The sequence below is a fragment of the Neorhizobium alkalisoli genome (assembly GCF_002968635.1).
In the GTDB taxonomy this organism is placed as follows: Bacteria; Pseudomonadota; Alphaproteobacteria; order Rhizobiales; family Rhizobiaceae; genus Neorhizobium; species Neorhizobium alkalisoli.
Map to the genome: position 1 here is coordinate 400,882 of NZ_PVBN01000004.1, position 13,650 is coordinate 414,531.

Genomic DNA, 13,650 nt, shown 5'->3' on the forward strand with positions numbered 1-13,650 from the left:
TCGTCCTTATCGTCGAATTCGGAACCAGACAGGGCACCGCTCTCTCAAGGAGACGGCCAGCCGTGCTCTACGTGCGATTTGGGATAACCTTAAAATCTTTTTAATCCGACGAGGCTAAATTTAGCACCACCTTATGAAGGTTCGGCCCGACGATCCGTCGGCCACACAGCTGGAGATGATCGCATGCGCAAGCCGAAGGTGAAAACGTCGCTCGTTGTCATCAATCTGATGTTTGGATTGATCTTCCTCGCGTTCGCGCTGTTCTCCCTGGCCAGCATGCACAAGATTCACGACGACACGACTGCAATTGCGGACAAATGGCTTCCCAGTGTTTCGAAGGTGAGAACGATCCGCTTTGAGCTTGAACAGCTCAAATTTGCCTATGCAAATCACATCATGTCAATCAGCGACGAGGCGATTGCCACAGCAGAGCTGAGTGTTTCGGGTCATCTAGCCGAACTGACCAACGCTGTTTCCCACTATCGGCCGCTTGTATCGTCGACCAGCGAGGCTGACCTCCTGCAACGAATTGAGAAGCACCTGGCAGACTATCAGAAGTCGGCTGTCCCGATGCTCGAGAAGTCGCGTCTGAATCAAAACGAGGACGCCAAACGCATCTTCTATAGCGACATGGAACCCCTTGTCCACGACGCGGAAAAGCTGGTTGATCAACTGCTTGGCATCAAGGTCGCGGGTTCGGAAGCCTCCCATGCAAGCAGCGAAGCAACCTATTCGACGGTTCTCCAAGTTACCTGGATAGTGATTGTCTTGGTCCTCTCGATTGTGGTAGCGGCCGTGTGTTACGTAGCCTGGCAGATCTCGCGTCCGATCGGAACGATCACAGAGGCGATGGCGAAGCTTGCCGCGGGGGATACCCAATCGCAGATACCCTATTCAAATCGGCACGACGAGATTGGCACCATGGCTGGGGCTGTTGAAGTTTTCCGCCAGACGGCACTGGCCAAGATCAGCGCCGATCGGCAAGCGGAGACCGATCGGTCCCTTGCGGAATCTGAACGACAGATCCGTGAGCAGAGTGATCAGGCCCGAGCGGAGGTGATGGCCCAAGTCACCACCAGGCTGGCGGCGGGGCTGAAGCAACTTGCTCAAGGAGACCTTACCACAGAGATTAAAGATCCCTTTGATCCAGATTTCGAGGCACTGCGTAGCGATTTCAACGCTACGGTCCACCAGCTTTCCCAAACGCTCGCGAAGGTGGCAGGATCCACGGTCAACATTGATAGCGGATCGGCCGAGATCGCCAACAGCGCAAACGATCTTGCAAGGCGGACCGAGCAGCAGGCCTCGGCTCTTGAGGAAACTGCAGCGGCGCTCGATCAAGTCACGGCGAATGTCACATCTGCTTCAAGACGGGCCGACGAAGCACGACAGGTCGCGGCTGATGCGAATACCAGCGCTACAGCCTCCGGCGAAATTGTTGACGAGGCAGTTCAGGCGATGAGCCGAATCAAGGACTCGTCCAACCAAATTTCCAGCATCATCGGTGTGATCGATGAGATCGCTTTTCAGACCAATCTGCTTGCCCTTAATGCCGGTGTCGAGGCGGCCCGGGCTGGTGAGGCCGGCAAGGGCTTTGCAGTTGTGGCACAGGAGGTCCGAGAGCTTGCCCAACGCTCTGCGCAGGCGGCAAAAGAAATCAAGGCACTCATTCAAACATCTACGGGAGAAGTGGCGTCGGGCGTTGATCTGGTTTCCAAGACTGGCGAATCGCTCAAAAATATTGTGCGGTTGATCGTTGTAATGAACCAACATGTAGAGGCCATCGCGGTCTCCGCGCGTGAGCAGTCACTAGGCCTGTCGGAAATCAACACGGCCGTCAACAGCCTGGACCAAACGACGCAGCAAAACGCTGCCATGGTCGAAGAGACCAGCGCCGCTTCAGTATCCCTTGCCGACGAATGTGCTGCGCTACGTCAGTTGATTAGCCAATTTACCATCCCAGGCACTGCGCGCAATACCCCATACGACCTGCGGAAAATTGCTTAGCATGCGGAGAATCAATCCGCTGGCACGCCGGAAGCTGGTCGAAGCGGGCGGTGAAGATCACAGTAGAATGGTATTCACCAACATATAACGTCGCTCTTTGCCGACACCTTTCAATCCGTCTGGTCGGAGGTTGGTTTCAGTTGCCAGCCTTATGGCAACCCAATCAGTCCCTATTCGTTTGTAGGGTCTTTATGCGGGCTGGGCGTCCGGATCGCCCGGTTGACGTTGTGCGTGGAGGACGTGATTGCTTGAGATGCAGGCAGTTAGCCGTGAAGGCGCGGAGCGACGCGCGGAACACATGAGCTGGCTGGTGCCGATACCCAGTCCATTGGCCACGGCACCCGGAAGAGACCAACCCACCTAGCGGTTCTCGGCCCATCAGACCTTTGGCCGTATGGTGTACGACTGTTCCACGCGCTACCATTTAAAAATGCTCCGGAACCACGATCCTATTGCCGTCGCCATGGAACCTGAAGACCTGCAGTTGCTTCAGCGGGTCGTCCAAAAGATCTGCGACGGACGCGGCATCATCAAGGACAGCGGGCGAGCGACCGACATTGCAGCTGATGTGATCGGTCTGTTTCAGCGTGGGGTTCGGTGTGAGGCCCAGTTCCTTACGATGCTTGCAGCTGACACGGCCCCCTAATGCCGAACATCTGTTGCTCGACCGCCCGCTAGGCATTTGATCTGAAACATTTTCCTGCCCCTCAGAGTTTGGAGCCCAATCAAGGAAGGCCCACGTTGTGGCAAGGTACTACTTTCACCTGAGGGAAGGTGAGGTCCTGATTGAAGATCTGGATGGGGTCGAGGTGGCAAATCTCGAGGCGGCTAAATCAGAGGCTCGCGAAGCCATGCGGGAAAATATCGCAGAGCATTTGACCGCCGGCCGGCAGCTGACGTTCACGAGCATCGAGATCCGCGATGAACTGGGCCAGGCCCTGGCGAAAATTTCAGTTCTCGATGCCCTCACCGGAGTGGTCCCGTTTGACATACTTGAGGATGCCTGGCGGACCACTTGAACAGCTCTGCCTCGACGAGCTAGTGGAATTAGGTCAATCATCTTTCAAAATGAACCAGCCGCTCTATCTCCAGCGCGAATGCTCGATAGACATGTTCAACTCACGTCCGAAATTGAACCCAGCGAGCTGGGTATGCTGCAGCGCGTCTTCGATCAGATACTGAACCGTCGCGCGATTGCCCAAGAGACGGAAGCCGCGTCGCGCATTGCCGCCGATCTGATCTCGCTGTTTCAACACGGTATCCGCGACGAGCGACAACTACTGGCTATGCTTTCAGGGACGAAGAACTTCCCTTGATGGCAATAGCGATCGGTCCCTTTGGCTAGGGTTCCGTCTCCTTGGCACCCGACACAGCGCACCTAATGGCCAGGCTTCGCCGCTGGGGTCGTCGAGCCATCCTTTCGCATTCGGTGTCTACGTCTGGGTGCCGCTCCGTCGGTGTGAATCAAGAAGGCGTCAAGACCTGTGACGCGTCTTGTGTGTTTTGCAAGCTCCGGTTTCTCGAATGAGCGGTGAGAAAGGTCCCACACCGTTGTGAGGAACCTTCTGGTCTTAGATCAAGCGGTCCCGAGCTACATTTCCAATGTCTCGATCGACAGATGCGGGTCAAGCGCGCGCAGGAAGCTAGCGGCATCGAAAATCGCGGCCGGCGGCTTTGCACCGGTATCGCGGATGTCGCCCGACACGATGCGCTGGACCGCTTCACAGATGATCGGTGCGGTGACGGCATAGATGTCTTGGCCCTGCGCGATGATCCGGCGACGCAGACCTCCTCGCATGACGATCACCTCCACGGCGAAGCGCTGCGCCGAACGTCCGGTTTCGTCGATAGGTTGCGGCGTGGGCATGGACGGATCGCGTACATCCCGTAGTGCGGTCGTGTTGAGAAAGGTGTGTAGTTCCTTCGTCCGAACGTGACGGGCAATCAGCGGTACTTCCGAGAAGGGAAGCTCGACGAAGGTCTGCCGACCGAACGGGGCAGGTAGGACGGATACCTTTTCTGCAGGTGGCTGATGCACCGGCTCCATCTGCCCGCCGCTGACGGCAAGGCGCTTCGCAGTATTCTTTTCCCCGGTGATGCGCGTGCCCTTTGTTGGAAGCCAGCTGTCGAGCGCGACGTGGATTTCGATGGCGTCGGCGTGATCCCACTCACCCATGACGGTCGAAACGAGCAGATCGGCCAGGCCGCCGTAAAAACCCATGGCAGGGATGACGACGACGCCTGCGTCGCGGGCTGAGGTCTCGTGGCGCTCGAACATCGCCTGCACGCTCGGCTGCTCGGCCGTCACGTCCAGATAGTGGATGCCCGCCCGCAAGGCGGCGCGCACCACAGGGTCGGCCGTGTCCATGAACGGCCCAGCGCAGTTGATGACCGCCGCCGCCCCGGCGAGTGCCCGGTCCAGCGCCGCGTCGTCTTCCACCGCGGCCTCACGGCAGTCGATACCGCGCTCGGAAAAGCCCGCCTCGGCCAGCCGCCTGCTACTGCGACCGATCGCAATCGGCTTGAGCCCGCGCCGCAACAGTTCGGCGACGACAAACTGGCCAGTGTGGCCGTTGGCGCCTATGACTGCTACGGGATGTAGTGTCCCGGTGGTATCGGCTTGGCTAATGGTCATCGCTCTCTCCTTCGATACAGACCTGTCTGTAGCATATAAAACATACAGGTCTGTAGCGTGTCAATCGCTTTCCTGCTACAAAGGGAGATTGGAGGTCAGACATGGCAAAGCACATAACGAACGCTCCCACCCCCGGTACCAACGACGTGAGGGAGAGAATTCTAGAGACAGCATCGGAGCTTTTTTATCGACGTGGCGTGCGCGCTGTCGGCGTCGATCTGGTGGTGGAAAAATCCGGTGTCGCGAAAACCAGCCTCTACCGCCATTTCGGCACGAAGGACGACCTGATCGCCGCCTTTCTCAAGCGAGAGGACCTGGATTTTTGGAGCACTTGGGACCGGGTGAGAGAACAGCATCCGGACGATGCCTCGGCCGAGCTCGATGCGCATTTCGAGTGGATCGGCGAGAGGGTCGGACGGGACAACTATCGGGGTTGCCCGCAGATCAACACGGTGGCCGAGTTTCCAGAGAGCGATCACCCTGCCCGCAAGGTCGCAGAGGCCCACATGCGCGAGCTGCGGCGACGGCTGAAGACCATAGCTGAGGGCCTGGCGGTTGCTGCACCTCACCGGCTTGCCGGTCAACTCGCGGTCCTGATCAACGGCGCGTTCGTCAGCATGCAGCTCTTTGAACCCGGCGAGGCTACCAGCTTGCTCCGCGACGCCGCCCATGCGCTGATCGTCGCAAGCCGCAGCTGATTGGACCAACGGCCGTCAAATGGAGAATGGTGACTGCGCTCACCTATCTCATTGACATGCGTCAGATCAAACTCTTGGAGTACGTGCGGCAGGGGCTGAGAAGGCGGACGATTTGATCCGGAGCTCTGTGGGAAATATGCTGTAGTGCTTCTCGCAAATCAGGGACCGCTCGTCACCGGAAAAGAATTTCCTCTGCCGTCTATGCAGCGGAAGAGCTGGAAGAGACAGCAAAACTGCCTGTCATCCTGCGCGGCCGCCAACGCCGATGTTGTCAGACGAGAACGTGGCGCAGCTTAAGGCCGTGTTATGATGGAGGTGTTCCCCGTGGCCTGTTCGGGAATAGGAGCGGCCACCCTAAAGGCTGGGTTCTATATTTTTGCAACATCAAGCCTATCTCCGGACAGTGCCGTTTGAGGGGCTGCCCGGAACTGCGTTGCAGTTCCGGGCCATAGCTTCATCGTATCAGTGGGAAGCGCCCGAACCGCCGACGGCAACAATCGAGAAGGGCTGACCTTCGACCGCGATGGTGCGTGTCTCTTTCAGCGTGTCTGCGTCGACAACCCGTACAAGCGAGTGGCGGGGATCGGTGACGGCGACCTGGCCATCGGCGACAGCAAGGCGCGGGCGCGGATCGCGCCAATGGCCATTCTTGCTGTAAGGCTCCGTGACCCTGGCCTTGTTGACGATTTCTCCCTTGACGACATCGAGAACATGCAGGTCGCCGTCTTCCGTCAGGACGTAGGCGTTGCGCGGTTCTGCCGGATCGAGCTGGAAATCCACGCGGCGCGTCGGCAGCTCGATCAGTTTGTAGGGTTGTTCGGCATCCGCGTCGATCAAAACCAGCTTATCATCCCCATAATTGCCGAGGAAGAATTGCATCGCCTTGCCGCCGAGGAGTGTGCCGGTGTAGGCCTTCGGGAAGTCGGCGGGATAAGGCAGCATCGTGAGCTTGGGCCCATCAAGTCCGCCCGGGCGAGCAACAAGAACGCCTTCCTTGCAGCCGAAGGCAACCAGGCGGGCCGAGGTCGCCTCACCATGAAGGTCGGTGCATTTGGCCATCTCGCCAACCTGCTCGCCCTTCTCGTCCAAGACGCGAACACCGATCCGCGGGGGCAGTCCATCTGGTTTCGTTTCGATGTCCGTGTTCGGGACCGAGACGAGCACGTAGCGGCCCATCGTCACCGCCACGCCGTGATGAGGCCTGATTGTATCGACAATCCGCTTCTCAATTTTTCCGTCGAGGATGTCGGCTTCATCGACGATTTCTGCCTTGTCGGCGCGATCGTAGAACAGGACGACATGGTCATCATGCGGGACGACATGGCCCGGGCGTTTGCCCTCAAGCGCCACAGGCAAAAGCGCGGGGTCGGAAACTTCGAGATCGCGATGTTCGCCATGATCCGAAAAATTGATGCCGGTTTTGATCGTGTGAATGACATCCGCTTCTGTCTGGGCCGCAAACACCGTCTGACCGGAGGCACTCGCCGTCAGTGAGGCATATCCATTGACGTCATAGCGGCCAAGCTCCTTTCCGTCCTCGAAATCGATGGCCCGCACGATTGGATTTGTATGGTCGGCGACGAATAGCCGCCAGGCCTCCTTGGTTTCGTGATCCTCGGCGAATGCGCCTGACGCGGCGAAGACCAGGCTCGCTGCCACGGCAGCCAGCAAGCGGTTTCGGGTGAGAGACAGTCTCATCGGGTTCCTTCCTTCATTTTGTGATTTATTGTGCGCGGCGGGCTGTTTAACCGCGCGGCATTTGGCAAAGCCGTCGCTGATGACGTCCTTGGGGAGATCGCGACCGATGAAGACCAGCGGGGTTACCCGGTCTTCATCATCCTTCCAAGGCCGCTGGTGATCACCTCCCAGCAGCATGTGCACGGCCTGGACGACGAAGCGGTTGTCGTCGCCGGCAAACGAGATGATCTCCTTCATCCGCAGCATATCCATGCCGAAGGCCTGCACCGTCGTCAGCAGCCAGTTCAGGAACTTGCCTGGATCCATAGGTTGCCGCTCGACGAGCGAGAAGCTAGTGAGATGGGCGTCATGCTGGTGATCGTGTTCCTCATCGAGGAAATCAGGCTCGACTTCCAAAATGCGGTTGAGGTCGAACGCCTTGCGGTCCAGAAGGCTTGCTATATCGACATCGCAACGGGACGATCTGATTATGCTGGCGGTGGAATTGATCGGAATGCGCTGCTCGACGGCGGCGGTGTTATCGTCACTGACGAGATCGGTCTTGTTGAGAACGATCGTATCGGCGAAGGCGAGCTGTTCCTGTGCCTCATGGGCGCGGTCGATCTCGCCGAGAAGATGCGTGGCGTCGACGACGGTGATGATCGAATCCAAGCGGGTTTTTGACGGCGCCGGATCAGCCAGACCTGTCGTCTCGATGAGGATGCCGTCGAGGCGGCCCGGGCTGCGCATCCGTCCTTCGATGATGCGAATCAGGTCGCCTCGCACCATGCAGGAGATGCAGCCGTCGTTCATCTCGAACACATCCTCGTCCGACTCGACGATCAGGTCGTTGTCGATGCCGACTTCACCGAACTCGTTGACGATTACGGCGAACTTCTTGCCGTGCGGCTCCGTCAGAATGCGGTTGAGAAACGTGTTATTGCCGGCGCCGAGATTACCCGTCAACACTGTGACGCGGGGAGGCTCGATCTGAGACATGGTTCCTCCTCAACGATCCTTATGAGGCAGCGGGTGCAAGCGGTTCGGCTGATGCAAACGTTATTACGTTACGTTTTCGATAATAAACGTAATAACATTACCCGTGCACTTGCTGTCAATCCCCGTGTGCGCGACGAAGTTTCAAGAAATGATGTATGGGAGAGCGGTCCGTCGGTTGGCCGGCCAGATCCATCTCACCGTGGTCCCATGGAACTGGACGGCAATCCGGCGCCTGCGCTTGACGCAGTGACAGCGGTTTTCGGATGATGAAACCCAGCTTTTGCGTATCGCATCATGAGCTTCAGTTCTCGCTCTTTGACCAATGCCGGCCCGTTTGATCAGCAAAGTCCTCGGGGTATGGGACTCTTTCTTGATCTCCCTATTCCACACTTCATCGAAGCCCGTATTATGGCGGGGCGTGCATGAGCGAAGGCAAAAAACCGAGCGGACAACAAGCGTAGTGGACAATTGTATGGCCGGTGGAACCCCATTGGGGCGATCGGCAGTCGAACGTCCAGATCGCAAGGTCCCGTGGTTGATCCCGCAATGAAAAATGCCTCATCGGCCGTCATTGCGATGCCCGACCACCGCAGACTTGCGTCAAGAAGCGATTTCAAGCTCGTGCGCTATAGGATATCCGTCCTGTACGATGAGAATCCGCTGCGGTCGTCCGCCTCCCAACCGGTATCTCGCCGGTCTTCGCACTCGCTAGCTGCTTTCTTCAAGCGTTTTGTCGATACTTGGTTTCAGCCCGATGATGAACTGGAACCTGTAGACCTGTCGTTTGTTTTCCGCAGGCATAGGAGGCTAACCAAATGAAAAATATTTCACTCGCTGCCGCACTGATCACGATTTCAAGTGCCGCGTTCGCCCAATCCGCGGCGGAAAAACAGGCGTGAACTCGGTTTTGGGCGTTGCTCCCAAGACAGAGGATTTCGTAGCGAAGGCATCTGCGAGCGACATGTTCGAAATAGAAACCAGCAAGCTTGCTCTGCAAAAGGGTGATGACGTCGCGAAGAAATTCGCCCAACAGATGATCACAGATCACGAAAAGGCAAGCGCGGAACTGAAGGGTCTGGTGTCAAATGGTAAGGTGCAGGGATCCGCGGTAACCGGGCTCACTGGCGATCATAAGGAAAAGTTGGACGAGTTGGCAAAACTCGAAGGCGCCGAGTTCACTGCAGAATACTTCGATGAACAGGTCGACGTTCATGAGGATGCAGTCGACCTGTTCAAGCGCTATGCCGAAGAAGGCGACAACGCCGACCTGAAGGCATGGGCAGGCAAATTGCTTCCCGCCCTCGAACGCCACCACAAGATGGCGAAGGACCTCGATAAGGACTGACACCTACGGCTACGGGTTCGAGACTTCGCTGGATTGCTGACCAGCGGATCAGGTCTGACCACGACGGCGTCCTGGGGGAAGGCCGCATCAACTCTTATTCCTTTCCAAGGCTTCATCTCGACCCCGGACAATGTTGAAGGCAATGGCTCAAGGGACCGTTGGATCTCACGCTGGAAACAAAAGTTCAACGACCGTTCCCTTGCCCGGCAGCGACGCGATGCGTGCGTCCCCGCCGCTTTGGCGCACGAAGCCATAGACCACAGCCAGGCCAAGACCAGCTCCGCCTTCCGAGCCGCGGGTGGTAAAGTAGGGCTCGAAGGCCTTGTCGATGGCCTCCGATGTCATCCCGACGCCATCGTCCGTCACGCTGAGGCTGACGCCGGCCTCGCTACGGGAACAGCGGATGAGAATTGTTCCACCCGCTGGCATGGCCGCGGCGGCGTTGAGGCAGAGATTGAGAATTGATTGCTCAAAGAGTGCCGCATCGATAAGGACAGTCGGCAAGTCCTCCGCTATCTCGAGAGTAAGCCGGCATTTTTCCCCGATGGCGATCTCCAGCACGTCCGCCATGCCGCGCAGCACTGCGCCAATCTCCACCGCGCCCGGATTGATCGGCTGCTGGCTGCCGATGGAAAGCATACTTCCGGCAAGCGACCTGCCTCGGTCCGCGGCCTTACGGATGCGGGTGATGTGCCGTTTTTGCCGGTCATTGAAGCCGGTTTCGCGCTCCAGCAGGCCAAGGCTGCCGGTGATGATGCCGATCATGTTACCGACCTCGTGGCTAACCTGGTGGGTCATGCGCATGATGCCGTCGAGGCGCTGGACCTTTGCTGCCTCAGCTTCCTGCCGGTCCATGTCCGTAATATCGCGCGCCAGAAGGACGATGCCGCCATCCGGTTGGCGCGACAGCGACACTTCCGTCACCTTGCCGGCCTGGGAGCGGTGGCGTAACACGGATCGGTCGTGGAGCAGGCCGACATCGTTCTCGGCTGGCAGAAGCGCCGGATCGATCTCTTGCAGGTGCGCAACGAAACTTCGGAGCGGCAGTTTCCGTGCCGAACCAGACCGGCCCACCAGCTCGATGACGCGTCGGTTCATCGTGATAGGACGGCCGCGCGGATCAAACAGCGCGATGCCCTCGTTCATGCTGCGGAATGTGGAACGGATGGTGCGAGCGGCGGCCTCGGCGGTGCGCCGCAGCCGCGTGACGCGCTCGACGCTCTCCCGGAACGCACGGAAGGCTTCAAGCAGACGAACCAGCTCTGTTTCCGTGCCGTTGTAGCTGGGGGTCTCGACATCCTTGCGTCCTTCCGCCAGAGCATTCATGCCGGTCGATAGTGCGACGATGCCGCGCGAAACACGCATGACGGAGCGGATGGAGAAGATCGCCATGACAAGCACAAGAAGCGAGGCAAAAGCGACGATGACAAGCAGGCGGCTCAGAGCATCCGAAGTCGAGACCAGATCTTCGTTAAGGCCCCGGGCAACAGCCTCGCTCTGGGTCTCGGTCGCATGCGAGAGATCGCGGGAGACGGAATGGAGGCGTGCTACTGCGGCGCGAATGGAAAACATTTCGAGCAGGTAGCGGGTTTGCGCATCAAAGACGCTCTCATAGGGCATCAGCTCGCTGGGGGAAATCCGCGCGTCCGGTGCTGCGCGTTCAAGGCGTGGCGACGTTTCGGCGACATAACGGCGGCGCAACTCGCCAAGTTGAAAAAGACTATCTGAGTTCGAAGCCGACTGCACGATGTCGTTGAGCTGCCGGCGGAAATCAGGGTCTGCGATGCGGCTGCCGGTGGCAATCTCCCCGAGCGCGGCCGCAGCCTCCGCCTTGTGCTGCTGGGCAGCTTCCGCATCGCCAGCCAGTGTCATCGTCTGGGTGCGGATCGTCTCCAGCAGCTCGACGATCCCGGTGCCGGCAAACCCTTTCACGGTCGCCTCATTGATTTTCGGCTGCATGGTGAGAAGCAGCGCATCAACTTGGGCAACGACCGACCTGCTTTCGCTGGAGACCCTGTAGGGCGAGGTGGCGTTCATCAGGAAGGGTGCACTCGACACCAGGTCGGAGACCTGCCGCGAGACGAGTGACGCCTTTGCGAGACTGGAAAACGCCTGGAGGCCATAAGCTGCCATCTCCTCCCGGGCCTGCTGGAGGCCGTAGACCGTGACGGTGGCCAAGCTGAAGACCAGCACGCAGATGAAGGCGATGGCGAAGGGCAGCCGGAAGGCGATCGAGGAGAGAAACGGGCGGCTGATCACGGTGATAGCTCACCACCGTCGGTACTCAGGACATAGCCCTTGCTGCGGCGCGTCTGGATGTGTCTTGGAAAGTCCGGATTGCGCTCGATCTTTCGGCGAAGGCGCAGCACGAGCACGTCGACATTCCGATCTATAAAGCGCTCGCTCTCGGCGCCCAGCCTGTCGAGGATATGGGCGCGGCTGACGGGCAAGTTCGGTGTTTCGGCAAGGATTTCGAGTAGGGCGAACTCGGCACTGGTCAGGGACTTGGCAGGATCACTAACGCAGACGGCGCGTCGGTTTTTAAGATCGATTGACCAGTCGCCGAGCCTGAGTGCCGCCGGTTCGTGTTTGCGGTCGCTTTCCACCTCCGGCTTCAGGGACGGGATCGTGCGGCGCAGCACCGCCTTGATGCGCGCCGTCAGTTCGATGGGCTCGAAGGGTTTGACGACATAGTCGTCTGCCGCAGTCTCCAGACCAAGCACCCGGTCCGCGGCACTGCCGGCTGCCGTCACCATGACGATGCCGATATTGGTCTGCGCGCGAAGGCGCTGCGCGAAGGTGCGGCCGGAGGCACCCGGTAGATTGTGGTCGACCAGCACCAGATGCACGGTCTCCCGGCTGATCACGCCTGCGGCCTCCTCTGCCGATGGCGCGGTCAGTGGCGTCCAGCCCTCCGCCTCGACCAGGTCGGAGATGAGCTCTGCCATATCCGGATCGTCCTCCACGATCAGGATCCTTATCCTCTCATTCAACATAGGCACGTCCTCCCGAGCCCATCATAGGCAGGGTGGCCCAATCTTCAAAGCGGGCTCGCGTTATGCCGATTGTCACATTTGTAACCTTTGTCATTTTTGCGATACCGATCCTGCCCGCCGCTGTAAGAACGGTAACCATTCTGAGGATTGCGGCAGGCGCAAGATGTGACATCCTGACGGTGGAGATTGGGACGTTCGCCGTTCCAAAAGGGAGGAGTATCGTGAGAGGTATCAGCGCTTTCAGCGCCGGCATGGTTTTCTGGTTATGCAGCGTCTCGGCCGGCATGACCGCTCCGTCGCTAACCGTACTGTGCGGTGTCGATGAGGCGTGGTGCGCCAAGATGAAGACGACCTATGAGACGTTAACCGGCCTGGAAATTTCGATGACTCGAAAGAGCACCGGTGACATTCTCAACCAAATCCGCGCCGAGAAGGCAGCCCCGACCGTCGACGTCTGGTGGGGCGGCACCGGCGACACGCATTTGCAGGCGGGTTCGGAAAACCTCCTGGAAACGTATCAGCCGGCGCATGAGCGCGACATGCTGCCCTGGGCGCAGAATTTTTTCGCCATGTCCGGTAGCCGCTCAGCTGGCATCTATGCCGGTGCGCTCGGCTTTGCCTACAACGCCGACCTGCTGCGTGAGCTGAAGCTCCCGGCGCCGACCTGCTGGAAGGACCTGACGGACATTGCCTATCGCGGCCGTATTCAGAGCGCCAATCCGAAGTCGTCGGGGACCGCGTTTACGACGCTCGCGACGCTCGTGCAGCTTTTCGGTGAGAACGAGGCTTTCCGCTTCCTGGCGGCGCTCAACCGCAATATCGATCACTACACGGCGGCAGGTTCGGCACCGGTCAAGGCAGCGGCGCGGGGTGAAACCCTGATCGGCATTTCGTTCATGCATGATGCCGTAACGCAAAAACAGGCGGGCTCGCCCCTCGTCATTGTCGCGCCCTGCGAGGGTACGGGCTACGAGATCGGGGCCGTCAGCATCGTCAAGGGTGCGCAGCATCCAAAAGAGGCGAAGCGTTTTGTCGACTTCGCCCTGAGCCCCGAAGGGCAGGGCACGGGTGCCGCCTCGGGCCAGAACCAGGTGCCGTCGAACGCCAAATCGACCTTGCCGCTCGCGGCACCCGACATCTCGCTGATCAAGATGGTTGACTATGACTTCGCAACTTTTGGCTCGCCGGAAGAGCGAAGCCGACTGCTCGAACAGTTCGATGCAGTAATCACCGCGACGAACTGACGGCCAATAGCAATCTCAATTCGAAATGGAGAACGCGCCGCTTCCAAGC

General features: G+C 58.9%; 9 protein-coding genes and 2 pseudogenes. 6 read left to right on the top strand and 5 right to left on the bottom strand.

Annotated features, from left to right (window positions below; all coding sequences use genetic code 11):
* Positions 1 to 183 precede the first annotated feature (183 nt).
* The 3 genes from C5L13_RS12070 (at position 184) to C5L13_RS28735 (ending at position 3,323) form a co-directional block, all read left to right on the top strand.
* Positions 184 to 2,007: a HAMP domain-containing methyl-accepting chemotaxis protein gene (locus C5L13_RS12070; RefSeq protein WP_105383515.1), complete on the top strand. Its 1,824-nt coding sequence runs from the start codon at positions 184 to 186 to the stop codon at positions 2,005 to 2,007.
* 743 nt (positions 2,008 to 2,750) lie between these two features.
* Positions 2,751 to 3,026 carry a DUF6894 family protein gene (locus C5L13_RS12080; RefSeq protein WP_105383517.1) on the top strand — a complete coding sequence of 92 codons (276 nt, stop codon included), beginning with the start codon at positions 2,751 to 2,753 and terminating at the stop codon, positions 3,024 to 3,026.
* Positions 3,027 to 3,158: 132 nt separating this feature from the next.
* Entirely contained in the window at positions 3,159 to 3,323 is a 165-nt protein-coding gene (locus C5L13_RS28735; RefSeq protein WP_158693439.1) for a hypothetical protein, read from the top strand.
* Between the two features lie 275 nt (positions 3,324 to 3,598).
* Here C5L13_RS28735 and C5L13_RS12090 read toward each other — a convergent pair whose 3' ends face one another.
* Positions 3,599 to 4,642, bottom strand: a complete 1,044-nt coding sequence (locus C5L13_RS12090; protein WP_105383519.1) for a saccharopine dehydrogenase family protein — start codon at positions 4,640 to 4,642, stop codon at positions 3,599 to 3,601.
* Between the two features lie 101 nt (positions 4,643 to 4,743).
* Here C5L13_RS12090 and C5L13_RS12095 point away from each other — a divergent pair, with 101 nt between their 5' ends.
* Positions 4,744 to 5,340, top strand: coding sequence for a TetR/AcrR family transcriptional regulator (locus C5L13_RS12095; protein ID WP_105383520.1), 597 nt, complete (start codon positions 4,744 to 4,746; stop codon positions 5,338 to 5,340).
* 462 nt (positions 5,341 to 5,802) lie between these two features.
* Here the strand turns inward: C5L13_RS12095 and aztD are convergent, their stop codons facing one another.
* Entirely contained in the window at positions 5,803 to 7,038 is a 1,236-nt protein-coding gene (gene aztD, locus C5L13_RS12100) for a zinc metallochaperone AztD (RefSeq protein WP_105383583.1), read from the bottom strand.
* A gap of 51 nt (positions 7,039 to 7,089) precedes the next feature.
* Positions 7,090 to 8,016, bottom strand: a pseudogene (locus C5L13_RS12105) (CobW family GTP-binding protein); the annotation flags it as partial.
* A gap of 815 nt (positions 8,017 to 8,831) precedes the next feature.
* On the opposite strand from C5L13_RS12105, the pseudogene C5L13_RS12110 reads away from it, so the two are divergent.
* A pseudogene (locus tag C5L13_RS12110) lies at positions 8,832 to 9,361 on the top strand (DUF4142 domain-containing protein).
* 165 nt (positions 9,362 to 9,526) lie between these two features.
* Here C5L13_RS12110 and C5L13_RS12115 read toward each other — a convergent pair.
* Entirely contained in the window at positions 9,527 to 11,620 is a 2,094-nt protein-coding gene (locus C5L13_RS12115; protein WP_105383521.1) for an ATP-binding protein, read from the bottom strand.
* Entirely contained in the window at positions 11,617 to 12,357 is a 741-nt protein-coding gene (locus C5L13_RS12120; protein ID WP_105383522.1) for a response regulator, read from the bottom strand. Before C5L13_RS12120 ends, C5L13_RS12115 begins: the two co-directional genes overlap by 4 nt.
* Before the next feature lie 251 nt (positions 12,358 to 12,608).
* Here C5L13_RS12120 and C5L13_RS12130 point away from each other — a divergent pair, with 251 nt between their 5' ends.
* The gene (locus tag C5L13_RS12130; protein WP_105383524.1) at positions 12,609 to 13,601 is read left to right on the top strand and encodes an ABC transporter substrate-binding protein; all 993 of its coding nucleotides are present in this window, start codon (positions 12,609 to 12,611) and stop codon (positions 13,599 to 13,601) included.
* The last annotated feature ends 49 nt before the right edge of the window (positions 13,602 to 13,650 follow it).

What these genes read in the sequence shown, in the direction of transcription:
- C5L13_RS12120 (WP_105383522.1), bottom strand. Translation starts at nt 12,357, where the DNA reads ATGTTGAATGAGAGGATAAGGATCCTGATCGTGGAGGACGATCCGGAT.
- C5L13_RS12070 (WP_105383515.1), top strand. Translation starts at nt 184, where the DNA reads ATGCGCAAGCCGAAGGTGAAAACGTCGCTCGTTGTCATCAATCTGATG.
- C5L13_RS12090 (WP_105383519.1), bottom strand. Translation starts at nt 4,642, where the DNA reads ATGACCATTAGCCAAGCCGATACCACCGGGACACTACATCCCGTAGCA.
- C5L13_RS12095 (WP_105383520.1), top strand. Translation starts at nt 4,744, where the DNA reads ATGGCAAAGCACATAACGAACGCTCCCACCCCCGGTACCAACGACGTG.
- C5L13_RS12130 (WP_105383524.1), top strand. Translation starts at nt 12,609, where the DNA reads ATGGTTTTCTGGTTATGCAGCGTCTCGGCCGGCATGACCGCTCCGTCG.
- C5L13_RS28735 (WP_158693439.1), top strand. Translation starts at nt 3,159, where the DNA reads ATGCTGCAGCGCGTCTTCGATCAGATACTGAACCGTCGCGCGATTGCC.
- aztD (WP_105383583.1), bottom strand. Translation starts at nt 7,038, where the DNA reads ATGAGACTGTCTCTCACCCGAAACCGCTTGCTGGCTGCCGTGGCAGCG.